Source organism: Methylobacter sp. BlB1 (genome assembly GCF_015476545.1).
Taxonomy (GTDB): Bacteria; Pseudomonadota; Gammaproteobacteria; order Methylococcales; family Methylomonadaceae; genus Methylobacter.
The window spans coordinates 40,040-63,966 of record NZ_JADMKV010000003.1 but is presented as its reverse complement, the minus strand read 5'-3'; the positions used below and the strand labels follow the sequence as shown (position 1 = coordinate 63,966).

The window sequence follows — 23,927 nt, the reverse complement described above, 5'->3', positions numbered from 1 at the left end:
CTTAGGCGGCTTCTATTTCAGACATTCAATCATTTCACTTACATTAAGAGGATATAAAACAATGAATGAAAACTGGATTGCTCCTTCCATCCTGTCCGCGAATTTCGCCAAGCTGGGTGAAGAAGTCGACAATGTTTTAAAAGCCGGCGCCGACGTGGTGCATTTTGACGTCATGGACAATCATTTTGTACCTAACCTGACCATTGGCCCGCTGGTCTGTGAAGCGCTGAGAAAACACGGTGTTACTGCACCTATCGACGTACATTTAATGATTGAGCCGGTGGACCGCATAATTCCTGATTTCGCTAAGGCGGGCGCCAGCTATATCACTTTCCATCCGGAAGCGTCGATTCATGTCGACCGAACGCTGCAACTGATCCATGACTGCGGCTGTAAGGCAGGCCTGGTATTCAATCCGTCTACGCCGTTAAGCTATCTGGATTATGTGATGGATAAAATCGACATGATTTTGTTGATGTCGGTCAATCCGGGCTTCGGCGGCCAGTCTTTTATCCCGTCCGCATTGCCCAAACTGCGCGAAGTCAGAAAACGCATTGACGACAGCGGCCTGAATATTCGTCTGGAAATTGACGGCGGCGTCAAAGTCGACAATATCCGCGAAATCAAAGCAGCCGGCGCCGATACCTTCGTAGCGGGCTCGGCCATCTTCAGCCAGCCTGACTATAAAGCAGTGATCGACGCCATGCGCGCTGAAATAGCCAAAGCGGAATAAGCGTTTAAAACTCTACATAAGCGGGAGGATCTGCTCAAGGATCTTCCCGTTTGTGACTAAAATCTGCTTTGGAAAAATTCCCTCATTCCCCTGAAAATCCGTTACCGTTGCCCCCGCCTCTCTAGCAATCACAACGCCAGCGGCAATATCATACAGCATCAACTCCTGCTCCCAGAACGCGTCGACCTGGCCGTCGGCAACCAGGCACACATCCAGAGCGGCGGAGCCAAAACGTCGCTGCCCTGTCGTAGCCTGGGCAATACGGCAAAAACGCTCCAGATTATTGTGTTCCAGATAATTGCGCACACAAGCAAACCCCGTTGACACCATCGCCGTAGCAAGTTCAGCCTGAGATGAGACGGTGATAGGCTGGCCATTTTTCCATGCGCCTTTACCTTTCTCAGCGTAATAATAATCATCAAGCGCAGGCGCATAGACCACACCCGCCACCAATTCCTGGTCAATTTCCAGCGCCACACTCAGTGCCCAAAAATACTGGCCTCGGGAAAAAGAATGTGTACCATCGATCGGGTCGACAATCCAGCGGGAGGATTGATTTTCAGTCTCTCCGCTTTCCTCTCCCCAGAAACCGAATTGCGGATACTCTCTAGATAGCGCTTCTTTTAAAAAAGCTTCCACAGCGATATCTGCCTCGGTCACAAAATCGCGCGGGCTTTTCTTGCTAACTTCCAGATGCTTCAGATTTCTAAAATAATTCAAAGCGACAGATCCGGCTTCACGGACCACTCTTTCAAGCACAGCAGAAGAAATACACATGAAATAACCTTAAGAATAAGCAGAATTAACTCATTTCGACGCCAAGCCCCTCCCTTGTGACGAACGCGCAAAAGCGAAATGATGACAGTGATTTAAACTGACAGCCTCGAACTTTACTGGCTGAAGCAGACTTTTACAAGCGTTTTACTAGAAGATGGATACTTTATGTATTTAAAGTATCCATCAGATCAATCATGAATTCCATTTCCTCATCATCGACAGGCATCCAGGCGTCAAAACCCAGACTTTCCAGAACACCCCGCCCTTTCTCATCATTATTCATGTCGACCAGCAATTTTTGTAAGACAGCTCTTTTTTCGGCCAATTTCGGCCCGATCATCAGTGAATGATGGACAACACTAATCTGGCTACGGACCAGCACTTTTAGCTGACTTTTAATGATATTTGATAAGTTATCATAAGCTTCAGCCAAGAAAATACCGACATCGGCGTTCCCGCGCAGTAACTGTTTTGCAATCAGAACATACGAATCGCAAACCATTGTCTCTATATTGCTTTCATCCAAATCCCCAGCTTCCAGCATTATCATGCCCATCAAATGAACATCAGGATCTTCAGTAACGGCAACTCGAATACCCGGCGACAAATGAGCGACATCATCCACAGTATTTTGGGCATTAATGGCGATAATGGCCTCATCAGATTTACCGGCCGGCCTTACCAAAGGTAAAAAACCTTTTTCGCGTACCAGCATGGCGGCATCAAATGGATTAGCATAAATCAAATCAATTTTATCCTGGGTGATAGCTTCTCTCTGCTTGGGAAAGTTGTCATACATTTCCAAATGAATGGCCTCTCCGCTCTGTTTTTGAAGCCAGGTATTAAAGATATACCAGCCGGAAATATGGTCAGGAGGAAAATCTGGACTGACTGTGAACATGTTCGGCATAACTAGGCTCCGTATAGGTTAAAACAAGGTCGGATAAAGCTTGGCGCATTCTTCCACTTTAGTTCGTGAAGGCTTACGGCGCACAGAGGTATAGCCAACGACCTTGCCTTTTCTTACATTGGGAATAACGGTAGCCTTAACCCAGTAATAACCGCCGTCCTTACGCAAGTTCTTAACAAATCCCTGCCATTTATTGCCTTGCTGCACAGTATCCCACAAATCCTTGAACGCTACCGAGGGCATATCAGGATGTCTGAGAATCGAATGAGGCGCACCGATCAGCTCATCTTCGGTGTATCCGGACATTTCAATAAAAGCTTGATTTACATGAGTAATAATGCCGTCCGGATCTGTCGTTGAAACGATCAGTTTACCGTCAGGATAGGGTGTCTCAATTTGGGTATATAAAACCTTACGCTTTATACCGCCATATAAATTCAGAGTAACCTCCTGATAATCACCGATTATATCCTCAGGTTTCATATCATAAAGCATTGTATATCTCCATTCTGGTAGCGTCCCGATAAACTGAGCCTTAACTTTATAGGGCAAATAATTCAATGTAGACGCATAGAATAATTGAGTCGTTACTATTTCTTGTGATCTAGGTCAAGAACGCTGCTGTTTCGCAGCAGAATCAAGGGTATCAATACTCAACCATTTTCAGAAATGGTTGAGTATTGATACGGGGAGTTAATTTTTGATTATTTATACGCCTTGGCAAGATTGGCAAATAGCGTTCTGCTCATGCCAGAAATAGTGAGAAATTTCTCCAGTTCTTCGGCAAGTGTGGATTCTTGATAGGACTGTTGCATTATCATTAGCGCAAGCCCTGTAACCGAAGCGATCGCTTGCAGCGCTTTCGTGCATTTTTCACTATTATGTCCGAATGTCTCGATAACTATGCGGGTGAGTTCATTATTGATCAAGGTCATAGCACCCGCCATAAATTCAACAGGCAAATTGACTTTGACATGAATATCACCTACCTGATACATGCTTCGTGCAAACTCAGCATCGATATTGCTGGAAAACAACCCTGTCATCCATCTTAAATGGGCTATTTTTAAAGTTGCCACGCGACCTTCCAAATATTTAGCGGTCTCAGGTATGGTAGCTAGCTGGTCATAAAAGGAATCGGTGACAGCTTGCAGTTGTGGTGTGATTTCCGGACCGATATCTTTCAGGCATGCCTCAAGCTCAGGCGTCAAACCGGAAAATGCCTTGGCATATTCAATTAATTCGTTGAAATTTAATGACATTTATTTTTCCTGGCATTGAATATATTGAACTTATTACCTCAATAATATTATTGGCAATATTTCAATAATTATTCGTTTTTATCATATAAACCCTATAGTTATTTAGACAAATAACTGTAGGATATTTAAAACCAGTTAATTCTGTGCTAAATAAAGTCCCTACAGCAATTCAGAAATACTGCTCGCAGCCCGTTTTACGTCCAGGAAAATCAAGCCTAACTTAGCATTAGGTTTTGCCAAAACGGTTAACACCGATTCATTTCCGGCATAAACCATCAGGACATAACCTTTGGCGCCTTTTATTAAAACCTGTTCTAGTGATCCCCTTGCCAATTCCTGAGCAGTACGATCACCCAATGACAGCATTGCGGCGCTCATAGCACCTACCCGATCTTCATCCAGTCCAGCAGGCAATACAGAAGCCATCATTAAACCGTCAGTCGATATTACTCCCGATGCTTCAATATCTGCTGAAGTGCCATTAAGTTCTGTGAGTATTGAAGCTAGCATATCTGCGCGCATATTTTTGTCTCTTATCTTTGATAATTAATTGATAAATTATTAAGCGTTATTTAGTGGCATAACGCATGCTCAATGCCCAAACCAGAGAAACGAATTCCGGATGGTTAAAATGGGGAATGCCTGAAATAGCAATAACAAAACGATTATTACCAATAAATAAAGGCCAAAATCCAAGCTGGCTATTACCGTACGCATCAATAACCGCCCATGCGTTGCTGGCCAGCCCCATATTGTTCATCAACAAACCTGACCGCCGCTCGTGAATGGTAGCAATTTCCGCGCTTAATGCCGATAGCTCTTCAGCAACTTCATGCGGAAACCCATGGCTGGACAGATAGAAACCTTGACTGTCCGCCAGGAGCACCTTGCCATTTTCCGAAATTTTACTTAATAGATCAGGCAGAATAGCTTCAAGTGCATCCTGCGGATAATGCAGTGCAGTATCAATTCCTTGAACCCAACCTAATTTTTGGCAATGATGCAACAGTTCCAGGCATTTTGCTTCTTCATGCTGGTCCATTAATTTCCGCAAATTGGCTAAGTTAAGCGCTGGGGTTTTCTCCTGTAATAACAAGGCTCTCAAGAACTGCCGGGTTTTATCCTTATTGACAGAACAGGCTGCATAATAAGCGCCAGCTGGAGTCGGATACAAATGCAATCCTTCCGTCAAGACATAGTTGCTCATACGTTACTCCTCGAGTTCAGGGTCCAAGGAGTACAATAAAGACTGCACTAAAATAGATACATCATTTTTAACGCGAGCATCCACAGAGAACACCGGCGGATTGAGCCCCATTCCTTGCAGTTGGACATGATAATCATTGATGGCAGGCTTATCGCTCAGATCCATCTGCGTTACACCGATGGCTACATTCGTTTTTGCTATAAACGACTGAAACGAATCCAAAAAAAACTTCATATCCTGGAAAGGATCCGCTCGGGTATTATCAAGCAACAAAATCAGTCCTATGCCGCCTGTAGTAAGAATATCCCACATAAAGTCAAAGCGTTCCTGCCCAGGGGTACCATAAAGGTGAATCTTCTCACCGCCGGCGAGATTCATGATTCCGTAATCCATGGCGACAGTGGTTGATGCTTTTTTGTTCTTTGTCATATCGCTGGCAGCCGCGTCCGTTTTAACCGGCGGCACATCGCTTATTGATTCAATAGCTGTTGTTTTACCAGCGCCAACAGGACCGGTAAAGATGATTTTGTATTGGCTCATATTGTTCCTAACTTTATGATTTGTTTCCGCGTAATTTGCTAAGAATTCGAGTTAATAATCCCTGCCGCTCAGTATTTTTCTTGATAGCTGGCGGCTGGATAATTTCATCGGATTGCCGTTTAGCTTGTTTAACCAAGCCAAGTGCATGCGCTGCGCTGATAAAAACAAATACATATTGAGGTTTAATTTTTAAAGTTTCAGCAATATCAGGTAAGGTTCTCGGCCCCGCTATAAGCAATGCCGAAATCCTTAATGCATGGGGCGTAACAATGAGACGCGTAAAGTTCGGCCAGTGTTTTAAAAAAACCGGCCTATCAATATCCAGGGCAACCGGATAGCGGCCTCTGGATGACCATACGGCCAGTTTCCATAAAAAGGCGTCCACATTGTGGAATTTATCCAACTCTCTGTTGGCAGATAAGGCATGTGCGCTGGCCGGAGTAAGCGACATGCCTGCGCCTGACAGGCTTTTTATTGGTAAGCCGGCAAACGACCTCAGCTGTTTGTCATCCGCATCGAACCAGATTTCATGATTATGAGGGAAGATAATCAGCGACTTCCAGCCAGAGTTAAGATGTAATACCTGCTTTTTTGTCTGCGCTATAAGGCAAGCGGACTGAAAATAGCCCTGAAAATATTCTTTGGGATTATAAGAAGCATTGGGAAATTGCTTCGGATCATTTACATCCAGACCAGGAATGGAACCTATAAACGCATTGAAATTCCCTTCATCAAGATGCATCGCCGTTTGATGTTTGGATGTCTTTTTGCGCTCATCCGTATTTATAAACAGCTTCTTGCTAGTCTGAACATTTTCATTCGATTTCTGCTTCACAGCCAACAAAGCTTCGGCTTTGCTCAAGGCCTCTAACATCTCGACCGTCTTGATCGGTTTTCTTACATACAATGCATTATCCAGTTTCAGTTCCTGCAAAGATAATACAATAATGGGCCTGCTAGAATTCTCAGCCAATTTCTGTTCAAGCAATGCTTTGGCATTGATGGAATCGGCATCAATTATATCGACTTCAGCGTCCAAATCTTCAACGACAGCCGCGGCTCCTTTGCAAGGACCTTGAAGATACATCACCATTGTTTTATAAGTGCGCCCATCCATGCAGTGGAGCGCAACTTTTAAAGAGCTTTTGCGTTTATCGTTCATTGCTAGCGCTCATGAAAAGCGTCATTAATTCATCCCAACCATCAGGTTTAGGTATATTCAAGCTGGCGAAAAATTCAACCATTTTTTTCAATCCTGAAATATCCTGTGTTGATTTATAAAGTTCTAACAAGCTCTGATGTAACTCCAGCCTGTGCGGTTCGTTTATGATAGCGTTTTCCAGCACATCTTTTGCCTCGGATAGCTGACTATATTCAATATAATCACGCGCCAAATCCAACGGATCATAGGCTTGTTCATCTGAAGAGATGACCTGCTGCACTAGGTTTTGAGTACCGAGCAGCCCTTTTGTGAAAATGGAATATTGATTTCCTTCTAACAGTGCAACATCCATTTCGTTCGTCATAAATGCCTTTAGCGACTTATAATGCTCCCGAGATAATTTGGAGCTTGTCCCGATTATCATGCGCCGACTGATGTCCGCGCCGCGCCGTTCTAAAATAACCAGAAAATCAACAAGCGCGGCAAAAAGCTGTTCCGATAAATTTGCATGGTAACAATAATAGATACGCTGAATATGAGTAATTAATTGCCTGGGCTTTCTGGAAATGCGAAAAACAAGATTTCTTAAGACCTGATCAGGTAATCCGTTATCGACAAAACTAAAAGCATCCGAATCTGATGGCGGAAAAATATTATTCCACTCGTGGAATCCATGAGTGTCATTTTGTCCCTCACCGCAAGTAATCAATTTCTGGCAAATAATCATGCATTAACTCTCAAAATTCATGCGAAAGATTTTCTACATGAATTTTAGCTGTTTTTACCCAAAAAAACAGATACAAGGGGTTAAAAACTAAAAATATAATTAAATTTGCCTGAACTTTATATAATTTGAAGAACATATGCATAATGATATGCTCTGGGCACAAAGTGTGCCAATTGAGTTTTTGCTTTATGATATAAAAAAGGCTTGTGAAACATCGCTTCACAAGCCTTTTTAGACTTATGGAATGACTATTCCTCAGCTATTCAATGCATCGGCATAAGCCTTATCAAATACAGGGATGTGGTTATCCAACCAACCTTTCACCATTTGACCGACTTCTTCAGTAACTTCGGCCTCGCCGGCATGAAATTTTGTTTGCAGCCCGGCGCATATACCGATTAAAGCCTCATGCTCGGCCTTGTGGGCAGTGTAATTACTGAAGTCTTTTGCCAGCATTTCTCTTTCTTCATGAGCAAAATGCCCTACGACATAAGAGATCAAATCATCCAGTTGGGCACCCACAGCGGAACGGTCTGCGCCACCGGTTGCCAGATCATATAATTTATTCAATTTATCAAACAGAATTTGATGCTCTTCATCAGCGAAGCCTACATTAGTGCCGAATTGTGCAGCTGTCCAAGTAATTAAAGCCATAAATGTACTCCTCAAAATTGTTATAGTAATTAATAACCGCACAAAAATTATAGTTTTTACTCTCTCTCAAATGTTGACCTAAATCAATTTTTACTTAGATCAACCGAGAGATTTAATGAGAATGCATCAAAGTCAGCTTGAGCACAGTACGGCAATACGCCTAGTAAAGGCGAATCCAAGGAGGTAGCTATAGTCTGAATATTTTCATCCTGGCTCAACAAGCCAGGTTCAGTGCACATTGCAATCCAGCCTGCGCAAGGCATACCCGAAGAGCGAATGGCCTGGTAAGTCAATTTTGCATGATTGATGCAGCCCAGCCTGATCGCCACGACGATAATGACCGGCAGGGCCAGCGCTTTTGCAAGGTCGGCAATATCTTCAGTAGCGTTGATCGGCGACATCCAGCCGCCAGCCCCTTCAACCAACAGAATGTCAGCCTTTTTTTTCAAAGTATTAAAGTCGGCAACAATTTTATGCAGCAGCACCGGATTATCGGCACCGGCAATATGAGGCGAGACGGGCGCTTCATAGGCATAAGGGTTAATCAGTTCATATTCAACAGATAATGAGGCATTTTCCTGAATCAGCAATGCATCTTCATTTCGTAAGACGCCGTTTTGCATTAGGCATCCGGACGCTACCGGCTTCATGCCGACGACGGATTTGCCCAGCCTCTTGAAATAACGCATCAGCGCAATCGTAGCCCAGGTTTTTCCAACGTTGGTATCAGTACCGGTAATGAAATAACCCTGCTTCATGCTGTCACGCCTGCGCTGTAATCATGATAACTTCGAAAGTCGCCGGGATTAGGCCTTGGGATCTATAGACTTCATAAGCCGCAATCATGCCCTGCATTTGTGCTTTGGTGGTGATGCTCCTGTTGCGTCCAACCGTCATGTTGTGCGCCCCGATATGCTTCAACTCCTTCATCAACGCCAAAACGGAGTCATAAGCCGGCCTGTGCATCTTGCTTTCCATCTTTATCTGACGAAAGCCGGCTCTTCTAAGAAAACAACCGATCTGCTCCTGATTATAAAACTCGTTAACGTGACTATAGTCGTCAACCTCTGCCCATGCGCTTTTCAATTCCTGCAGGGTATGGGGGCCGAATGTCGAACAAATCAACTGGCGGCCAGGCTTTAGCGTGCGCTTGATATCGGTGAAAACCTCCTCCAGATTTTCGCACCATTGCAAAGCCAGATTCGAGAACACGTGATCGGCAATATGACAGGCAACCGGCAATGATTCCGCATCGGCGCATAAATACATGACATTGTTTGCCCCAGCCAGTTTTCTGCGCGTGATTTGCAGCATAGGCAATGCAATATCCAGCGCCAGCATGTACTTGCTGCCCGGCCAAACCAATAATTCCGCGGTTAAAAACCCGGTACCGCAACCGATATCCAGTATCGTACCGGTCAAACTGTCTGTTTCGATACGGGTCAGCAGATCTCTGCCTACCGTGCGCTGCAATTCGGCGACAGCATCGTAAGATGCACAGGCTGCAGAAAAAGAGCGCTTGACTTTGCTTTTATCTAACATGGAACAGCACTCATGCTTGACCAAGAAAACGGGAAACAATAGCCAGAACCTCTTGCTGGTGCGATAAAAACGGCACGTGCCCGGCCTGTTCAATAATATTGACTTCGCAACCGGCATTCAGCCGTGATAACTGCCGACCGACTGCGACAGGAATCAGCATATCTTTGCCGCCCAATATGGCCGATACAGGGCATTTCAGCCGGGACAGGACCGGCCTGAGGTCCGACTGTTTCAAGATAGCCAGACCGCTCTGCAATACCTGCGAGTCCGGCATAGCGCATTCATACACGGATTCTCTCAGCTCTTTCAATATAATCTTGTAATCCGCCAGGCCATTCACCTGCAGAGCCAGAAAACGTGATAAGGTCGCCTGACAATTATCATTCAAGCCATCGGCAAACGCATCCAGCAAACCCGCTTCCATGCCAGGCCAGGCTTCTGCTTGCATAAACAGCGGATTACCGGCCAGCACCACCAGCGAACTAACGCGTTCGGGAAAGCGCTCGGCGATGTCGAGCACGACTGTCGCGCCCAAGGACCAGCCCAGCCAACTGCATGGCTGTTCGGGCAGCGAATTGACCAATGCAACGCTAATCTGCTCCAGTGTAAACGGACTGATTTTTTCGCTGCGTCCATGCCCCGGCAAATCGATGCAAGTGACTCGGCAATGCCGTGCCAGCGCCCTGGCAAAATCACGCCACACGCCGGAATGCATGGCCCAGCCGTGCACAAGCACAACCGGCGCGCCCCGGCCGAATGTTTCACTATGGAGTTTTGTCATGGATGCAAGTTATCCAGTGCGGCAAGCAGCCGATCGACGTGTCGCTCTTCATGTTGCGCCGAGAAAGTCACACGCAACCTGGCACTGCCCTGCGGCACGGTAGGCGGACGTATCGCACTGACCAGCAAACCTTCGTTCAGCAAGGCATTGCTAATGTCAACAGCGCGCTGGCTGTCGCCTATTAAGACAGGCTGAATGGCCGAGGAAGACGGCATCAACTGCAGGCCGAGCTGCTGTGCGCCTTGCCTGAAACGCTCGAACAACATTTTGAGCTTGTCCCGGCGCCAGTTTTCGGTCATGACTATTTTTAAGCTGGCCCGTGTCGCTTCGGCTACGGCCGCCGGCAATGCCGTCGTATAAATATAAGTTCGGGCTTTCTGAATCAGCGTTTCGATCAATACATCAGAGCCTGCCACGAAGGCGCCAAACGTGCCGAAGGCCTTGCCCAACGTACCGATCAGTATCGGCACATCGTCCTGGCCGAGACCGTAATAATCAACAATGCCACGACCCTGCTCGCCAATCACGCCCAAGCCATGCGCATCGTCGACCATCAGCCAGGCATCATGGCTTTTTGCCGTTTCCGACAATGACTGCAACGGCGCAAAATCGCCGTCCATGCTGAAGATGCCGTCTGTCACGATCAACTTGCGCCCTTGCGCTGTTTCGAGTTTGGCATTCAAATGGCTGACGTCGCCATGGGCATAACGATTGAACCTAGCTCCGGACAGCAGACCGCCATCCAGCAAGGAAGCATGGTTCAATCGGTCTTCGAACACCGTATCGCTTCGCCCGATCAAGGCTGAAATAACGCCCATGTTCGCCATGTAACCGGCCGAAAACAACAAAGCCCTATCTCGACCGGTAAAGGCTGCCAACTCCTCCTCCAGAGCATGATGCGCGGCGCTGTGCCCGCAAATCAGATGCGCCGATCCGCTGCCAACCCCGTAACGATCAGCCCCTGCCTTAAACGCCTGCACCACGGCAGGATGATTGGCCAGCCCCAGATAATCGTTACTGCAAAAATTCAGCACTTTCCTGCCGTCGATCTGCAGATGGATGCCTTGAGGCGATTCTGTAATACGTCGCGAACGGTATAGTCCCTGCCCGGCAATGGCTTCGAGATTGCCGGGCAAAGCCGAGAATGCATCAGTCATTTGCGTAGCTGGAACCGCCTGAATGCAGGCCCAAACGCTCGAATAACCGGCTATCATGGCTGGTCATCGGGTTGTCGGTCGTCAATAATTTGTCGCCGTAAAAGATCGAGTTGGCGCCGGCCAGAAAACACAAAGCCTGCATTTCATCACTCATATTATTGCGGCCTGCCGACAGGCGCACGCGCGACTTAGGCATCATGATGCGTGCCACGGCGATGGTTCTGATGAAAATAAGCGGATCCAGCGCTTCGGTACCCATCAGCGGCGTTCCTTCGACCTGCACCAGCATATTAACCGGTACGCTTTCAGGATGTTTGGGCAGATTGGCCAGTTCTATCAGCAGCTTTGAGCGGTCGACGTCGCTTTCGCCCATACCGACGATACCGCCGCAACAGACATTAATGCCGGCCTCTCTGACGCGCGCCAACGTATCGAGCCGATCCTGATAAGTGCGTGTCGTGATAATCTCGGAATAATAATCTTCCGACGTATCCAGATTATGATTGTAGTAATCGAGTCCGCCTTCCTTCAGCCTCGCTGTCTGCGTATCGGTCAGCATGCCCAACGTAACGCAGGTTTCCATGCCCAGCGCCTTGACGCCCTGCACCATTTCGACCACGCGCTCGATGTCTCTGTCTTTCGGTTGGCGCCAAGCCGCGCCCATGCAGAACCGGGATGCACCCTGCTCCTTGGCTTTTTGGGCGGCTTTCAAAACAACATCAACCGGCATTAGCGCTTCGGGCGTCAAATCCGAATCATAGCGCGCGCTTTGCGGGCAATAACCGCAATCTTCCGAGCATGAACCGGTTTTAATGCTCAGCAGACTGCTCACCTGAATCTCATTCGGATCGAAGTTCTCTCTATGAATCGTCTGTGCTTTAAAAATCAGATCATTAAACGGCAACGCATAAAGCGCTTGAACTTCATCCAATTGCCAGTCATGACGAGTGGTCGTCGACTGTTGGGTCGGGCTTATTGCAGGGCTTGCAGACATTCTGTTAATCTCCGGCTACATTATTATTTTAAGGAAGACAGTCACGGTACTTGTCAACCTATTCAAATGAAAATAGATTACAACTGGATCGATATTATACAGGATTACCTGCTTCCGCCTATCTGCATCTTATGCGGAAACGCTGGCTTTTCCTCTCGCGACCTCTGCCATTCCTGTTACCGGCATTTACACAGAAACGACCCGTGCTGTTATCGCTGTGCCCAGCCTTTTGAAACGCCGACGTCAATAACGGTTCTATGCGGCCGCTGCCAAAGCCGAACGCCAGCCTATGATCGAACTTACGCGCCATTCGTGCATCAGGGCGCCATGCGACACCTGATTACCTCGCTAAAATTTCATGCCCATTACAAGAATGCACGCCTGTTGGGCCAATTACTGGCGGAACATATCAAAGAGTCAGCGGAAAGGCCGGACTGCATCATGCCCGTACCGTTGCATAAAGCCCGCTACCGCCAGCGCGGATTTAACCAGTCTATTGAAATCGCCAGAACCGTCGCCCGTGAATTACAGCTGCCCGTCGATCTTTCGTCCTGCCAGAGACATCGCAATACGCCGCATCAAACCAGTTTGCTGGCCAAGCAGCGGCGTAAAAACCTGAAAAATGCCTTCTCGCTGATGAAGCCGATTCAGGTCAAACACATAGCTATTATCGATGATGTCATGACGACCGGCTCTACCGTCGATGAACTTGCCGCGCTATTGAAAAAGGCCGGAGCCAGTCGGGTTGATGTCTGGGCATGCGCCAGAGCCTGAATTGCGTTGAATGGATTCACAGCGCCACTTGAGTAATGGCCTGATCAAGCATGTCAGAGAGTTTGGCTTTCGCGCCCCGGTTCTGGCAGACAAATACTTTGGCTTTTTCAATTAACGACGCCCTATAGCCGGCATCTTCATATAGTGCATAGACGACTCTGGCGACATCGTCCTTATTCTGGCATTGTATGGCCGCGCCTCGCTGCAGAATCCCTCCGGCAATCTCTTTAAAATTGGCCATAAAAGGTCCGAACATTACCGGCACGCCCACTGCAGCAGGCTCAAGCACATTATGTCCGCCTACCGCCACCATGCTGCCGCCGACAAACGCGACATCGGCGCTCGCATACAGCATCTTCAGTTCCCCCATGGTATCGGCCAGATATACATCAACGTCCTGATGACAGCTCTCATCGGATGTGCGCCTTATTACTGACAACTGCCGCAGCTTACACAATTTCTCGACTTCGCCGAAGCGCTCGGGATGTCTCGGCACCAGTACCAGCAACAACTCGGGGATTTGCAGCTTTATCTGTTTATAAATCTCAAGAAATATCGCTTCTTCATCTTTATGCGTGCTAGCAATAATCCAGACGAATCGACTCTTGAACAAATCCTCCTTTAGCTGCCGGCCCTGCTCTATCGTTTCATTGGCGATGTCAATGTCAAACTTGATATTGCCGGCGACAGTCACCTGCCGTTTTTCGGCGCCGATAGCAATGAATCGGTCCGCATCATCCTGGGTTTGCGCGGCAATTGATTTAACTTGCGCCAAGGCTGGATGAACCAGCGAGGGAATTTTTTGATAACCGCGCGCCGATTTTTCAGATAACCGGGCATTGATCATATAGAGCGGAATACCGTTTCTGCCGCAGCAGGCAAACAGATTGGGCCAGATTTCCGTCTCCACAATCACGGCGATGCCCGGTTTAAAGCAATGCATAAAACGATTGACAGCGTCGGGCGTATCATACGGCAGATAAACATGCTCAACCGTTTCCTGCAGCACCCCCTTGACACGTGCGGATCCGGTCGGCGTCGTGGTCGTTATTAAAAGTCGCGCATCAGGATGCAGAGTTTGTATTTGCCGGATTAACGGAAATAAGGCTTCAGCCTCGCCGACTGAAACGGCATGGAACCAGATGACGCCTGGCGCATAATGTTTAGGATAATAGGCAAACCGTTCGAGCCATCGATGGCGATAGGCAGGCGCTTTGACACTCCGCCAAAGCAGGCGGCACAGTATAAAAGGGACGAGCAGGTAAAAAAGGAGTGAATAGAAAAAACGCATACTAGAAAGGCGCAAGGCTCAAGGCGCAAGGTTGAAAAGCCGTCGCTTCACCTTTTGCCTTGCACCTTTTGCCTTTAACTATTACGCTTCAGCAGCAATTTTGATAGGCATCGTTACGACGACATCGGTATGCAGGTTGATGTCGATGTCGTATTCGCCAACTTGACGAATAACGCCTTTCGGCATGCGCACTTCCTGCTTTTCAACCGCAACACCTGCTGCAGTGATCGCATCAGCGATATTGTGTGTACCGATAGAGCCGAACAGTTTGCCTTCGTCCCCCGCTTTGTGCGTAATGACGACTTCAAGCTTGCTCAGCGCATTCGCACGTGCTTGAGCGGCGGCCAATTTTTCAGCGGCGATTTTTTCAAGCTCTGCGCGGCGCGCTTCGAATTCAGCAATTTTCTTAGCCGTTGCAGCAACAGCCTTGCCTTGTGGAACCAGATAGTTTCTGCCATAGCCGGGTCTAACTGTGACTTTATCGCCCAGGTTACCCAAGTTTGCTATCTTTTCAAGAAGAATAACTTCCATCTTTTAATACCTCACCTTTCGGTTTTAGCTAATTATTTTTCGCCGTCAGGCGCTAGTTTGATTTGAAATTTTGTTTCGTAAGTTCATCCATGCGTCGCTTAAGCCCACTAAAGCCACGGGCAACATGGCATGGGGTATCAAAAACAATGTCAGATAAAACATCGGCACCAGATAGCGGCCGAGTTTCATCGAAGCAAAAACCGCATGCAGTACGGCCGTTCCGATACAGGTGTATAACACAAACAGCAAAATAGTCATATTCCAGGCAACCTCGGAGAGCGCTCCGGAACTTGCCCAGGCAACCGCCACAACGACTATACTGCCCATTGCCAGCCGGGGTTTCGTGTGCAGCGACAGAAACTCTTGCTTGAAGCCGCCGGGGTTATAAAGCACCGATTGCCACCAGCGCCCTAGAAACAGGCCAAACAACAAACCGAATACGGTTCCTGCTGCCGCCACTCCGGTCATATAATGAGACAGAACATCCAAAGTGCGTTGAATCTCATCAACAGGCATATTGGGTGGCACCATACGGGAAAGAGCCTCTTTCCACATGGCCGCAGGCTCCGCCTCATAGAGGTAGAAACCAACAACCCCGAGCACACCTATCAACACCGCAAATTCAACCGCCAGAGATAAATGACGCCCTTCTCTCAAGACGATTGAAATCAACCAGACAGGCAGCCACAACACCATGCTGTAAAGCAAGGCAAACTGGTAACTGCCTAACAGGAAGAGCCCCAGTAATGAGGCCGCCGCACTTGAACAGACTAAAACATACAAGCCTTCAAAAGCGCCCCGCCTCAATGTGACGAGAGCAACGGAGGCTGAACTTACTATACTTACCGGAGGCATAATCAGCGATAGCAATGCGAGGCTGGAAGCCACTATCATGGCTTGCAGCCGTCCCCGCATGATGTAAGCGGCTAAAAAGCTCACTGACGGCCCCGGTACTGATTATTTGTGAGCGTCGCAGAAAGGCAATAATGCAATAAAACGCGCGCGTTTAATTGCCACACCTAACTGTCTTTGATATTTAGCGCTGGTTCCTGTAATACGGCTAGGAACAATCTTGCCGGTTTCAGTAATATAATCGCTTAATAGATCCAGATCTTTATAATCAATCTGTGTGCCGTCGTCTGCGCTGAATCGGCAGAATTTTTTACGTCTTACATTGCGTGCCATAATAATCTCTTGTCCAAGTGTTAAAAGTTTTATTCAGAAGCGATTTCGTCAATGTCGAAACCTTCATCGTCCAGACTGACATCTTCGTCGCTGTCTTCTGCTGCCGCTTCTTTGGCTGCAGCATCTCTAGCTCTGGATTCAGCCGCTCTGCCTTCTTCAGCAGTTGCTGTGGCAATGGGGGATGGCGTAGTGATAGCTTCTTTTTGCAGCAAAGTCATGCTACGCAAAATGGCATCGTTAAAACGAAAGCCGCTTTCCAGCTCTTCCAATGTAGCTTGATCGCATTCAACATTCATTAACACATAATGAGCTTTATGAATTTTATTGATGGGATAAGCCAGATGCCTACGACCCCAGTCTTCCAAACGGTGGATTTTGCCGGCTGCGCCTTCGATAGTTGATCTATAACGATCAATCATCGCCGGAACCTGAGAACTTTGGTCGGGATGGACTAAAAAGACAATTTCATAATGTCGCATAATTTTTCCTTACGGTTTAAAGCCTTCCATCTCTCTTAATAAAGATGGTAAAGCAAGGAGAGGCCGAATGCCTCAAAGAACCAACTATTATAGGGGCTTTTTAAAACATTGGAAAGGCCAAACACAAACATCAAGGCAAAAGTGAATCTAAACTGATTAAAAAATCAGCAATATTAATTTTTTATCGGCTTTAGTTTGCAGAAAACTTTCTCATTGCTTGAAGATTCACAGGCAAGAGACTCAAACGGCAAAACTGAACGATATTTATAGTATTGATGATCTTCGCAGCCATCAATGGCGCGAAAATCAGGATGCCATGAACAACTCGAAAAACGGACAGAAACCTGGCCAATGTTAAAATAACCTTAATTTTCAAAGTGTTTTATAACTTTTCTAAATAATTTAAAAATAAATGCAAGCATAAAGATCGCATTCAGCTTACATTCAGGCTTGACAAAAATTTCCCACTGTAGACACTAGAGGAGTTTTCACTACTCAGAGCAATCCTTCTTTGAACGACATACCCCTTAGTATGCTCTTTGGCATACTGGCTTTAATGCTTATTATTTCGGCTTTTTTCTCCGGTTCCGAAACGTCTCTAATGACCCTGAACCGTTACCGTTTGAAGCATTTAGTGAAGCTCAAGCATTCCGGCGCCATAAAAGCTCATCATTTGCTGCAAAGACCCGATCACCTAATCAGTCTGATTTTATTGGGCAACAACTTTGTCAACGTTGTCGCCTCATCAATAACAACAGTCATTGCCATCCGTTTATATGGCGAAAGCGAATCCAGCATTGCCATCGCCGCCGGGATTTTAACTATCGTGCTTCTCATTTTCTCAGAAGTTGCGCCGAAGACACTGGCTGCGGTCAAGCCTGAACTTCTCGCCTTTCCGGCGGCATGGATCTTCACCCCTTTACTGAAGCTCTTCTATCCGATTGTATGGACCGTCAACCTGATTACCGGCCAGCTACTAAATTTGGTCGGCATCAATGTTAAAAAGCACAACCATGACCTGCTCAATAAAGAAGAATTGAAAAGCATCGTGGCTGAAGCAGAAAGCCTAATGCCCTCACGCTACCAGAAAATGCTGATGGGCATACTTGATCTTGAATCGGCGACGGTTGAAGACATCATGACGCCGCGCAATGAAATTGTCGGCATTGACCTCGAATTGCCGATCGAAGAGATCATCCGGCAGATCAAAGCCAGCCCGCACACCCGTCTGCCTGTTTATAAAAAAAGCATCGATAGAGTAATCGGTTTCCTGCATTTAAGGAAAATCCTCATGGTAGTGAATAATGAGGATTTTGACAAACAAACTATTATCAATCAGCTGATCAAGCCTTCTTTCATCCCGGAAAGCACCCCTGTGCATAAGCAGATCCACCGGTTTAAAATCGAGAAAATACGCATCGGGCTGGTTGTTGACGAGTACGGAGATGTGGAAGGACTCGTTACTCTGGACGATTTGCTGCAAGAAATAGTAGGCGAACTGATTACCGACGACGTCACCGTCAGAGAACAAAGTGACGGCAGTTTTCTAGTGGATGCCAACATTACTGTAAGAGAACTAAACCGTGTCACGCAATGGTCGCTACCGACTGAAGGCCCAAAGACTCTGAACGGACTGATCCTTGAGTTCATGGAAACCATCCCGGAGCCGGGCACCAGTATAAAATTGCACGGCTATCCATTGGAAATTCTAAAGCGCGATGAAAATACCGTTAAATTGGTTAAGTTTCTGCCGCAAAAATAGACAGTTGCATTCATACCGATAAGTCTCATCAAAAAACTTGTGTTTTTTTGGCTAACTAAAAGAATCCGTCTATAATTAAAACCGTTTAGGAGTTAATTTACGGCAGCAATGGCAAGACTCACTGTTTTCTTTAAAGATAAAGCGATCCACTCAGACCTGTTTGAAAACGGCGTTATACATATTGGTCGCGATGAGACTAATGATTTAACTATCGATAGCCTCGCAGTGGCTCCGGCTCATGCGGCTCTTGTCATTCGCGACGGCAGTTGCATCATCAAGCAGTTGAATGATGATTTTCCATTAATCGTCAATCGTGTAAAAGTTAAAGAATGCCATCTCAATAACAATGACACGATTTCTGTCGGCAAGCATGACATCATCTACAATACAACTGAATCGGCATCAGAGCAGGTTCGACAGAACGCCGCAAGCAACAAGGACAACAAGCCAACTGATCATAAAACCGGCGCCCATCCACCCATAACTGCCGCTAATCTGCAGGTTATGGATGGCCCGAATATAGGCAAAATCCTGCTTTTGAAAAATGCAATGACGCGGCTTGGCCATAGCGGTAGCGGTCTGGTCGTCATATCGAGAAGAAAGGAAGGCTACTTCATCGCCGCACTGGAAAATAAGAGTCAGATCACAGTCAATAACCAACCTTTGGATGATAACTCCCTCAAACTGAGCAACAATGATGTAATCGTTATTGACGGTACAAGCCTGCAGTTCTTTTTGTGCTAAAGAGCCGGCAGACTAAATTACACAATAACCATAAACACAGCTATCCGCCTATCTTCACCATTAAAGATCCGAAAAAATTTCCAGTGCTTCGGAAACATGGGAAACCGCGTGGATCTCCAGTCCTTCAATCGGTTTTCTCGGCGCATTGGCTTTCGGAATAACCGCTTTTTTGAAACCGTGCTTTGCCGCGTCATTAAGGCGCGCATGACCGTTAGCAACAGGCCTGATCTCGCCATTAAGACCAATCTCGCCAAAAAAGAATGCATCATGCGGAATCACTTTATCCCTCAGGCTGGACACAATCCCGACGACAATAGCCAAATCAGAGCTTGTTTCCGTGACTTTGATGCCGCCGACCACATTGGCGTAAATTTCGTCATTGCCGGTTAAAATGCCGCCGTGCCGCGCCAGTACAGCCAGCAGCATGGCAAGACGGTTCTGGTCGAAACCGACGGCCAGGCGCCGCGGATTGCCATACTGGCACTCAATAACCAGCGCCTGGATTTCCACCAGCAAAGGCCGCGTACCCTCCCAGAGTACGGTCACAACGCTGCCCGACGATGGTTTTTCGGCCCGGTTCAAAAACATGGCCGACGGATTCTTGACTTCCTTAAGCCCCGAACTGTCCATGGCGAAAAACCCCAGCTCACCGACACTGCCAAAGCGGTTTTTATCGGCCCTTAAAACCCTGAACCGGGCATCATCTGTCGAAGCCAGAATCACCTGCGTATCGACAATGTGGCTCAATGTCATGGGGCCAGCCAGCGACTGATCCTTGGTGACATGACCGACCATAAAGATGGACACATTGTGTTTTTTGGCGTACTGAGTCAGGTAGCTGGCCGACTCTCGAACCTGAGAAACTGATCCGGGTGCTGAGTCCGTATCCAGCGTATGCATAACCTGGATCGAATCGATCACCAGAATCTGCGGCTGCACTTCGTCCAGCACATCGCATATGCTCTGCACCGAAGTTTCGGCCAGCATCATGATGTTATCAACCGGCAGCTTGAGCCTGTGCGCTCTTTCGGCAATCTGTTGCAGCGACTCCTCACCGGAGACATACAGCACTTTCACGCCATCGTTGGCAATATTGGCAATAGCCTGCAGCAAGATAGTGCTCTTGCCGGCCCCTGGCGCGCCACCGATCAAAACCACGCTGCCCCTGACAATCCCGCCGCCCAAAACGCGGTCAAACTCCGAAATCCGGGTGGAAATGCGTTCGGCCTGCGAAAGATTGATGTCAGACAACAATTTAACTTCCGACCGGCTTCCGGCGTAGCCTGCCATGCGGCCGGGACGACCGGAAGCCGCCGCCCCGAGCCTGACTTCCTTGACCGTATTCCATGCGCCGCAACTCGTGCATTGCCCCGCCCAACGCGGAAAATCCGCTCCGCACTGATCGCAAACAAACGCTGTTTTGTTTTTTTTGCTCATGTTGATTAAGACGATATCAAAACCTAGAAAATACCGTCATCCTCGCTTATCAAATTATTTAGTGACTGCAACCCAGTTGCCCTATTATCTTCTCTGCCTGAGGATGCTTGCGTTAGAAACTACAGTCCCATCATCAGATGGCTGCCATGTTTTTTCAGCCAATGCCTTCGCTGCTGATAATCGGGCAAATGCTCGGCCACCAGCGTCCAGAAATGCCGGGAATGATTTTTAACCTGAATATGGCAAAGTTCATGAACAACCACATATTCCAGCACTTCAGGCGGAGCCATGATCAACAGCCAATTGATATTGATATCGTTGTGAATGCCGCAACTGCCCCAACGGCTCTTTTGGGTCTTGATCTTGATGGAGCGCGGAAACAGCTGCCTTTTGTCGGCATGGGTGTTTACCAGCTGCTCCACATGCAGCTTTGATGTCGTCTTCATCCAGCGTATCAAGGCTTTTCTGATATCCTCGCCATGCTCCCTGGCAACCAGGGCCTCAGGGACATGAGCAACGAATGTATCCGAAAACTCTATTTTGACCCTTTTTAATGCTGAAGGTTTGACCGCCAATTGATACTGTTTTCCTTGAAAAGGGATGTCGACGCCCTGTTTATAATCGGACGGCGCACGACGGCCAAACAGATGACTTTTAGCTTCCATGTTCGCCAAGGTCTGCATGATCCACTGCTGCTTTTCCAGAACAAATTGCTCAATGCGCAGCGGCGAAGCTTTCACGGGCGCTACAACTTCAACCTTGCCGGGCGTTACAACAATGCGTACTCGGGTAGCACGCTGACTGTGGCGAATGTGATAAGAAAAAGGTAGATTAAAAATAACAGCTCTCTAATACAACAAATTATTCTATTTTCCTTAATTTAAGCCCAGCCCCCAAATTGGCCAAGCTGAACCGTCAAAACGATTGCCCAGCGCCTTCGGCTTTAGCCTGCCATAAATTGGCGCTGTCAGACTTGTAAACAAGCAACATGATGGAGTAATCCCGCCCTATCATCTATGCCGACAGCCAGAAATTCAAGCGGCGTCATCCAATAATTTTCAGCACTCAATGTAGCATACCATTGACAAATATAGTATCCATATTAACCAGTTTGAGCTCTTTATCTGGATGAAGTTATTGGGATAAAGTAGCGGCTAGCCTTGTGCGTTCTGCATGGATCAGCTGATTTTATTCATGCTGATTAATCATATGAGTAGCCAATTGTTGTAGAGCCTGGCTTAGATTTTCCCTGAAAACGGCATCCATGGGCATTTCGTTTAACGCCTTATTCATGCATAACATCCATTGATCTCTTTCAGATTGCCCTATGGCAAAAGGAAAATGCCGTTGCCGCAAACGTGGATGTCCATACTGCTGGATAAACAGATCAGGACCGCCCAGCCAGCCCGATAGGAACTTGAACAACTTATCGCGGGCTCCTGATAGGCTTTTTGCATGCATGGCCCTAATGCCGGCCGCCTCCGGCATCGTATCCATAAAAAAATAAAAACGATCGACTAGACTTAATAACGCTTTTTCACCGCCGATAAGCTCATAAGGCGTCTTCTGTATAATTTCTGTCATCATTTAACTCTAAAATTACTGCGCTTAAGCCCATATTTTACTCAATTTTTGTTACCAACATCTCGAAACTCTTGTAAGATTTAAAGGTCTTTCTGTTTTGTTAACCTTTTGTTTGAGGAATCTGAATAAAATGAGATTAAATACCGCTGTTTCCCGTCCGGAAGCCAGTATTCTGGCGACCAATAAAATGCTGAAAAACACCTATCTGTTATTGTCAATGACATTGCTTTTCAGCGCGTTGATTGCCGGTGTTTCGATGTATATGAATCTGCCCCACCCTGGCATGATCATCACCTTAGTGGGCTATTTCGGCTTGTTGTTCCTGACTGAAAAATTCAAGAACAGCGGCTTGGGTCTGGTTTTTGTCTTTGCATTGACCGGTTTCATGGGCTTAACGCTGGGCCCTATCTTGAACATGTACCTGCATGCCTTCAGCAACGGTCATGAGCTGATCATGACTGCATTAGGCGGAACCGGCGTCATCTTTTTAGGCCTGTCAGGCTACGCCTTAACCACGCGCAGGGATTTCAGCTTTCTGGGCGGCTTCCTGATGGTCGGCATATTGGTAGCGTTTCTGGCCGGTATCGGCGCAATGGTCTTCTCCATGCCTGGTCTATCCCTGGCTGTATCGTCCATGTTTATTCTGCTGATGTCCGGCATGATCCTGTTCCAGACCAGCGCCATCATACACGGCGGTGAAACCAACTATATTTCCGCCACCGTATCGCTGTACGTCTCCATCTACAACCTGTTCCTGAGCTTGTTGCAACTACTGGGTGTTTTCGGTGGCGACGACTAAAGCGTCCCTTGCCGCCCTTATCCAGGGTGCGAAGCAAAGTCCGGCTTATCTGGCCGGACTTTTTATTTTGTTGTTACTTGCAGGCTGTCAGACTGCGAAAACGCCCGATGAGGTAACGGCGGCATTCTGGGAAGCCTTGATAGACGGCAACCTTAAGACCGCCAAAACCTATGCCACGCCGGCAAGCCGCGATCTGATCGAAAAAGAGCCGTATCTCGAAGATGCGTCAGTGGAAACTGGCCAAATATCCATCGATGGCCCTACCTCGTCGGTAGAGACCATCGTTACCTTGGCAAGCAATGGAGAAACCGGCAAGTCCTTAACTTTTAACACCGTTCTGGCAAAGGAACACGATAAATGGCTGATTGACTACCGGCAAACTCTGATTAATATTTCTAGCCTGCCATTCAATGTTATTCTCAGGAGCTTGCAGGAGATTGGTGACGTCTTGCACAAACAGCTGGAACGGCAACTCCCGTTTATTGAAAAGCAAGTCGAGTCTTTCGGTCTGGAGCTGGAAAGACAACTCCCACTGATTAAAAAACAAATTGAGTCTTTAGGCCAGGAACTGGAAAAGCAACTGGATGAATTCGGGCGTCAATTGGAAAAACCAAGGCCGCCAGACAAGCAATCGCCTCATCCCGGAGCAATTTAGCCACAATACCTATTGCATTCACAGCCCGCAGGCGGACCAATTAAGCCGCCGCGTCATGAGCCGTACGCTTAATAATTCTGATACTAGCGCAGCCTCGCACCTCACAGATGAAGTTAAACATATCGATTCACCCAGATAACGAATCTGCGCAATAGCCAGCCAGTGCCATTGAATTTGTTTCAGTACGCCGTTAGACTGTTGGTTATATCTCACAGGCCAGCACACGAGATATGACAACTA

At 47.3% G+C, this 23,927-nt stretch carries 29 protein-coding genes and 1 pseudogene; 7 read left to right on the top strand and 23 right to left on the bottom strand.

Translation table 11 applies throughout. From position 1 onward, the window contains the following. The first annotated feature begins 61 nt into the window (after window positions 1-61). The gene (rpe, locus tag IT781_RS02315) at window positions 62-733 is read left to right on the top strand and encodes a ribulose-phosphate 3-epimerase (protein ID WP_194968514.1); all 672 of its coding nucleotides are present in this window, start codon (window positions 62-64) and stop codon (window positions 731-733) included. Window positions 734-745: 12 nt separating this feature from the next. Here rpe and IT781_RS02310 read toward each other — a convergent pair whose 3' ends face one another. The 15 genes from IT781_RS02310 to bioB all read right to left on the bottom strand — a co-directional run bounded on the left by IT781_RS02310 (window position 746) and on the right by bioB (window position 12,446). After that, window positions 746-1,510: an inositol monophosphatase family protein gene (locus IT781_RS02310; RefSeq protein ID WP_194968513.1), complete on the bottom strand. Its 765-nt coding sequence runs from the start codon at window positions 1,508-1,510 to the stop codon at window positions 746-748. A 163-nt stretch (window positions 1,511-1,673) separates the two neighbouring features. Then, on the bottom strand, window positions 1,674-2,420 hold the full coding sequence (locus tag IT781_RS02305; protein ID WP_194968512.1) for a phosphate/phosphite/phosphonate ABC transporter substrate-binding protein: 747 nt from the start codon (window positions 2,418-2,420) through the stop codon (window positions 1,674-1,676). An 18-nt stretch (window positions 2,421-2,438) separates the two neighbouring features. After that, window positions 2,439-2,915, bottom strand: coding sequence for a PAS domain-containing protein (locus IT781_RS02300; protein WP_194968511.1), 477 nt, complete (start codon window positions 2,913-2,915; stop codon window positions 2,439-2,441). A 209-nt stretch (window positions 2,916-3,124) separates the two neighbouring features. Then, window positions 3,125-3,682 (bottom strand): protoglobin domain-containing protein, encoded by a 558-nt coding sequence (locus IT781_RS02295; protein ID WP_194968510.1) that lies wholly within the window; start codon window positions 3,680-3,682, stop codon window positions 3,125-3,127. Window positions 3,683-3,841: 159 nt separating this feature from the next. Beyond that, entirely contained in the window at window positions 3,842-4,204 is a 363-nt protein-coding gene (locus IT781_RS02290) for a roadblock/LC7 domain-containing protein (RefSeq protein WP_194968509.1), read from the bottom strand. A 46-nt stretch (window positions 4,205-4,250) separates the two neighbouring features. Next, on the bottom strand, window positions 4,251-4,889 hold the full coding sequence (locus IT781_RS02285) for a hypothetical protein (RefSeq protein ID WP_194968508.1): 639 nt from the start codon (window positions 4,887-4,889) through the stop codon (window positions 4,251-4,253). A gap of 3 nt (window positions 4,890-4,892) precedes the next feature. Beyond that, window positions 4,893-5,429, bottom strand: a complete 537-nt coding sequence (locus IT781_RS02280) for an ATP/GTP-binding protein (RefSeq protein WP_194968507.1) — start codon at window positions 5,427-5,429, stop codon at window positions 4,893-4,895. A 13-nt stretch (window positions 5,430-5,442) separates the two neighbouring features. After that, window positions 5,443-6,591, bottom strand: a complete 1,149-nt coding sequence (locus tag IT781_RS02275; RefSeq protein ID WP_194968506.1) for a hypothetical protein — start codon at window positions 6,589-6,591, stop codon at window positions 5,443-5,445. Then, window positions 6,581-7,318: a FimV family protein gene (locus tag IT781_RS02270; RefSeq protein ID WP_194968505.1), complete on the bottom strand. Its 738-nt coding sequence runs from the start codon at window positions 7,316-7,318 to the stop codon at window positions 6,581-6,583. The genes IT781_RS02275 and IT781_RS02270 overlap by 11 nt, the downstream gene beginning before the upstream one ends. A gap of 255 nt (window positions 7,319-7,573) precedes the next feature. Continuing rightward, a complete protein-coding gene (locus IT781_RS02265) occupies window positions 7,574-7,972 on the bottom strand; it encodes a bacteriohemerythrin (RefSeq protein ID WP_194968504.1) in 399 nt (132 codons plus the stop codon). Window positions 7,973-8,055: 83 nt separating this feature from the next. Next, window positions 8,056-8,730 carry a dethiobiotin synthase gene (bioD, locus tag IT781_RS02260; RefSeq protein ID WP_194968503.1) on the bottom strand — a complete coding sequence of 225 codons (675 nt, stop codon included), beginning with the start codon at window positions 8,728-8,730 and terminating at the stop codon, window positions 8,056-8,058. 4 nt (window positions 8,731-8,734) lie between these two features. After that, on the bottom strand, window positions 8,735-9,514 hold the full coding sequence (bioC, locus tag IT781_RS02255) for a malonyl-ACP O-methyltransferase BioC (RefSeq protein ID WP_194968502.1): 780 nt from the start codon (window positions 9,512-9,514) through the stop codon (window positions 8,735-8,737). 10 nt (window positions 9,515-9,524) lie between these two features. Then, window positions 9,525-10,295 carry a pimeloyl-ACP methyl ester esterase BioH gene (bioH, locus tag IT781_RS02250; protein ID WP_194968501.1) on the bottom strand — a complete coding sequence of 257 codons (771 nt, stop codon included), beginning with the start codon at window positions 10,293-10,295 and terminating at the stop codon, window positions 9,525-9,527. After that, window positions 10,292-11,452, bottom strand: a complete 1,161-nt coding sequence (gene bioF / locus IT781_RS02245; RefSeq protein WP_194968500.1) for an 8-amino-7-oxononanoate synthase — start codon at window positions 11,450-11,452, stop codon at window positions 10,292-10,294. Before bioF ends, bioH begins: the two co-directional genes overlap by 4 nt. Next, window positions 11,445-12,446 (bottom strand): biotin synthase BioB, encoded by a 1,002-nt coding sequence (bioB, locus tag IT781_RS02240; protein WP_194968499.1) that lies wholly within the window; start codon window positions 12,444-12,446, stop codon window positions 11,445-11,447. Before bioB ends, bioF begins: the two co-directional genes overlap by 8 nt. Between bioB and IT781_RS22780 the strand changes: the two are divergent. Together IT781_RS22780 and IT781_RS22775 are read left to right on the top strand one after the other, a co-directional pair. After that, window positions 12,393-12,707, top strand: a pseudogene (locus IT781_RS22780) (double zinc ribbon domain-containing protein); the annotation flags it as partial. The gene bioB and the pseudogene IT781_RS22780 overlap by 54 nt on opposite strands. A 66-nt stretch (window positions 12,708-12,773) precedes the next feature. Further along, window positions 12,774-13,220 (top strand): ComF family protein, encoded by a 447-nt coding sequence (locus tag IT781_RS22775; protein WP_370526901.1) that lies wholly within the window; start codon window positions 12,774-12,776, stop codon window positions 13,218-13,220. Window positions 13,221-13,236: 16 nt separating this feature from the next. Here IT781_RS22775 and waaA read toward each other — a convergent pair whose 3' ends face one another. The 5 genes from waaA to rpsF all read right to left on the bottom strand — a co-directional run bounded on the left by waaA (window position 13,237) and on the right by rpsF (window position 16,706). Further along, the gene (waaA, locus tag IT781_RS02230; protein ID WP_194968497.1) at window positions 13,237-14,511 is read right to left on the bottom strand and encodes a lipid IV(A) 3-deoxy-D-manno-octulosonic acid transferase; all 1,275 of its coding nucleotides are present in this window, start codon (window positions 14,509-14,511) and stop codon (window positions 13,237-13,239) included. A gap of 81 nt (window positions 14,512-14,592) precedes the next feature. Next, window positions 14,593-15,042: a 50S ribosomal protein L9 gene (gene rplI / locus IT781_RS02225; protein ID WP_194968496.1), complete on the bottom strand. Its 450-nt coding sequence runs from the start codon at window positions 15,040-15,042 to the stop codon at window positions 14,593-14,595. A 45-nt stretch (window positions 15,043-15,087) separates the two neighbouring features. Then, a complete protein-coding gene (locus IT781_RS02220) occupies window positions 15,088-15,981 on the bottom strand; it encodes a hypothetical protein (RefSeq protein WP_370526893.1) in 894 nt (297 codons plus the stop codon). Between the two features lie 18 nt (window positions 15,982-15,999). Continuing rightward, window positions 16,000-16,227, bottom strand: a complete 228-nt coding sequence (rpsR, locus tag IT781_RS02215) for a 30S ribosomal protein S18 (protein WP_194968495.1) — start codon at window positions 16,225-16,227, stop codon at window positions 16,000-16,002. A gap of 29 nt (window positions 16,228-16,256) precedes the next feature. Beyond that, window positions 16,257-16,706 (bottom strand): 30S ribosomal protein S6, encoded by a 450-nt coding sequence (gene rpsF, locus IT781_RS02210; RefSeq protein ID WP_194968494.1) that lies wholly within the window; start codon window positions 16,704-16,706, stop codon window positions 16,257-16,259. A 556-nt stretch (window positions 16,707-17,262) separates the two neighbouring features. Here rpsF and IT781_RS02205 point away from each other — a divergent pair. Both IT781_RS02205 and IT781_RS02200 read left to right on the top strand, forming a co-directional pair. Continuing rightward, complete coding sequence (locus tag IT781_RS02205; RefSeq protein WP_228778863.1) at window positions 17,263-18,468, top strand: HlyC/CorC family transporter; 1,206 nt, start codon at window positions 17,263-17,265, stop codon at window positions 18,466-18,468. 108 nt (window positions 18,469-18,576) lie between these two features. Beyond that, entirely contained in the window at window positions 18,577-19,212 is a 636-nt protein-coding gene (locus IT781_RS02200; protein WP_194968492.1) for an FHA domain-containing protein, read from the top strand. 60 nt (window positions 19,213-19,272) lie between these two features. On the opposite strand, the gene radA is transcribed toward IT781_RS02200, so the two are convergent. The 3 genes from radA to IT781_RS02185 all read right to left on the bottom strand — a co-directional run bounded on the left by radA (window position 19,273) and on the right by IT781_RS02185 (window position 22,233). Further along, the gene (gene radA / locus IT781_RS02195) at window positions 19,273-20,649 is read right to left on the bottom strand and encodes a DNA repair protein RadA (RefSeq protein ID WP_194968491.1); all 1,377 of its coding nucleotides are present in this window, start codon (window positions 20,647-20,649) and stop codon (window positions 19,273-19,275) included. A 119-nt stretch (window positions 20,650-20,768) separates the two neighbouring features. Further along, window positions 20,769-21,428: a M48 family metallopeptidase gene (locus IT781_RS02190; protein ID WP_370526900.1), complete on the bottom strand. Its 660-nt coding sequence runs from the start codon at window positions 21,426-21,428 to the stop codon at window positions 20,769-20,771. Window positions 21,429-21,837: 409 nt separating this feature from the next. Continuing rightward, complete coding sequence (locus IT781_RS02185) at window positions 21,838-22,233, bottom strand: group II truncated hemoglobin (protein WP_194968611.1); 396 nt, start codon at window positions 22,231-22,233, stop codon at window positions 21,838-21,840. A 130-nt stretch (window positions 22,234-22,363) separates the two neighbouring features. Here IT781_RS02185 and IT781_RS02180 point away from each other — a divergent pair, with 130 nt between their 5' ends. Continuing rightward, a complete protein-coding gene (locus tag IT781_RS02180) occupies window positions 22,364-23,032 on the top strand; it encodes a Bax inhibitor-1/YccA family protein (RefSeq protein ID WP_194968490.1) in 669 nt (222 codons plus the stop codon). Then, window positions 23,019-23,687 carry a hypothetical protein gene (locus IT781_RS02175; RefSeq protein WP_194968489.1) on the top strand — a complete coding sequence of 223 codons (669 nt, stop codon included), beginning with the start codon at window positions 23,019-23,021 and terminating at the stop codon, window positions 23,685-23,687. Before IT781_RS02180 ends, IT781_RS02175 begins: the two co-directional genes overlap by 14 nt. Window positions 23,688-23,927: the final 240 nt, after the last annotated feature.

Bases quoted from the DNA above. Each gene is read 5' to 3' on its own strand.
- IT781_RS02285 (WP_194968508.1), bottom strand. From the start codon at position 4,889: ATGAGCAACTATGTCTTGACGGAAGGATTGCATTTGTATCCGACTCCA.
- bioB (WP_194968499.1), bottom strand. From the start codon at position 12,446: ATGTCTGCAAGCCCTGCAATAAGCCCGACCCAACAGTCGACGACCACT.
- rpe (WP_194968514.1), top strand. From the start codon at position 62: ATGAATGAAAACTGGATTGCTCCTTCCATCCTGTCCGCGAATTTCGCC.
- rplI (WP_194968496.1), bottom strand. From the start codon at position 15,042: ATGGAAGTTATTCTTCTTGAAAAGATAGCAAACTTGGGTAACCTGGGC.
- bioF (WP_194968500.1), bottom strand. From the start codon at position 11,452: ATGACTGATGCATTCTCGGCTTTGCCCGGCAATCTCGAAGCCATTGCC.
- IT781_RS02270 (WP_194968505.1), bottom strand. From the start codon at position 7,318: ATGATTATTTGCCAGAAATTGATTACTTGCGGTGAGGGACAAAATGAC.
- IT781_RS02295 (WP_194968510.1), bottom strand. From the start codon at position 3,682: ATGTCATTAAATTTCAACGAATTAATTGAATATGCCAAGGCATTTTCC.
- IT781_RS02300 (WP_194968511.1), bottom strand. From the start codon at position 2,915: ATGCTTTATGATATGAAACCTGAGGATATAATCGGTGATTATCAGGAG.
- bioC (WP_194968502.1), bottom strand. From the start codon at position 9,514: ATGTTAGATAAAAGCAAAGTCAAGCGCTCTTTTTCTGCAGCCTGTGCA.
- IT781_RS02305 (WP_194968512.1), bottom strand. From the start codon at position 2,420: ATGCCGAACATGTTCACAGTCAGTCCAGATTTTCCTCCTGACCATATT.
- IT781_RS02280 (WP_194968507.1), bottom strand. From the start codon at position 5,429: ATGAGCCAATACAAAATCATCTTTACCGGTCCTGTTGGCGCTGGTAAA.
- IT781_RS02205 (WP_228778863.1), top strand. From the start codon at position 17,263: ATGCTTATTATTTCGGCTTTTTTCTCCGGTTCCGAAACGTCTCTAATG.
- IT781_RS02200 (WP_194968492.1), top strand. From the start codon at position 18,577: ATGGCAAGACTCACTGTTTTCTTTAAAGATAAAGCGATCCACTCAGAC.
- bioD (WP_194968503.1), bottom strand. From the start codon at position 8,730: ATGAAGCAGGGTTATTTCATTACCGGTACTGATACCAACGTTGGAAAA.
- IT781_RS02265 (WP_194968504.1), bottom strand. From the start codon at position 7,972: ATGGCTTTAATTACTTGGACAGCTGCACAATTCGGCACTAATGTAGGC.
- IT781_RS02185 (WP_194968611.1), bottom strand. From the start codon at position 22,233: ATGACAGAAATTATACAGAAGACGCCTTATGAGCTTATCGGCGGTGAA.
- rpsR (WP_194968495.1), bottom strand. From the start codon at position 16,227: ATGGCACGCAATGTAAGACGTAAAAAATTCTGCCGATTCAGCGCAGAC.
- rpsF (WP_194968494.1), bottom strand. From the start codon at position 16,706: ATGCGACATTATGAAATTGTCTTTTTAGTCCATCCCGACCAAAGTTCT.
- IT781_RS22775 (WP_370526901.1), top strand. From the start codon at position 12,774: ATGCGACACCTGATTACCTCGCTAAAATTTCATGCCCATTACAAGAAT.
- radA (WP_194968491.1), bottom strand. From the start codon at position 20,649: ATGAGCAAAAAAAACAAAACAGCGTTTGTTTGCGATCAGTGCGGAGCG.
- waaA (WP_194968497.1), bottom strand. From the start codon at position 14,511: ATGCGTTTTTTCTATTCACTCCTTTTTTACCTGCTCGTCCCTTTTATA.
- bioH (WP_194968501.1), bottom strand. From the start codon at position 10,295: ATGACAAAACTCCATAGTGAAACATTCGGCCGGGGCGCGCCGGTTGTG.
- IT781_RS02290 (WP_194968509.1), bottom strand. From the start codon at position 4,204: ATGCGCGCAGATATGCTAGCTTCAATACTCACAGAACTTAATGGCACT.
- IT781_RS02310 (WP_194968513.1), bottom strand. From the start codon at position 1,510: ATGTGTATTTCTTCTGCTGTGCTTGAAAGAGTGGTCCGTGAAGCCGGA.
- IT781_RS02275 (WP_194968506.1), bottom strand. From the start codon at position 6,591: ATGAACGATAAACGCAAAAGCTCTTTAAAAGTTGCGCTCCACTGCATG.
- IT781_RS02180 (WP_194968490.1), top strand. From the start codon at position 22,364: ATGAGATTAAATACCGCTGTTTCCCGTCCGGAAGCCAGTATTCTGGCG.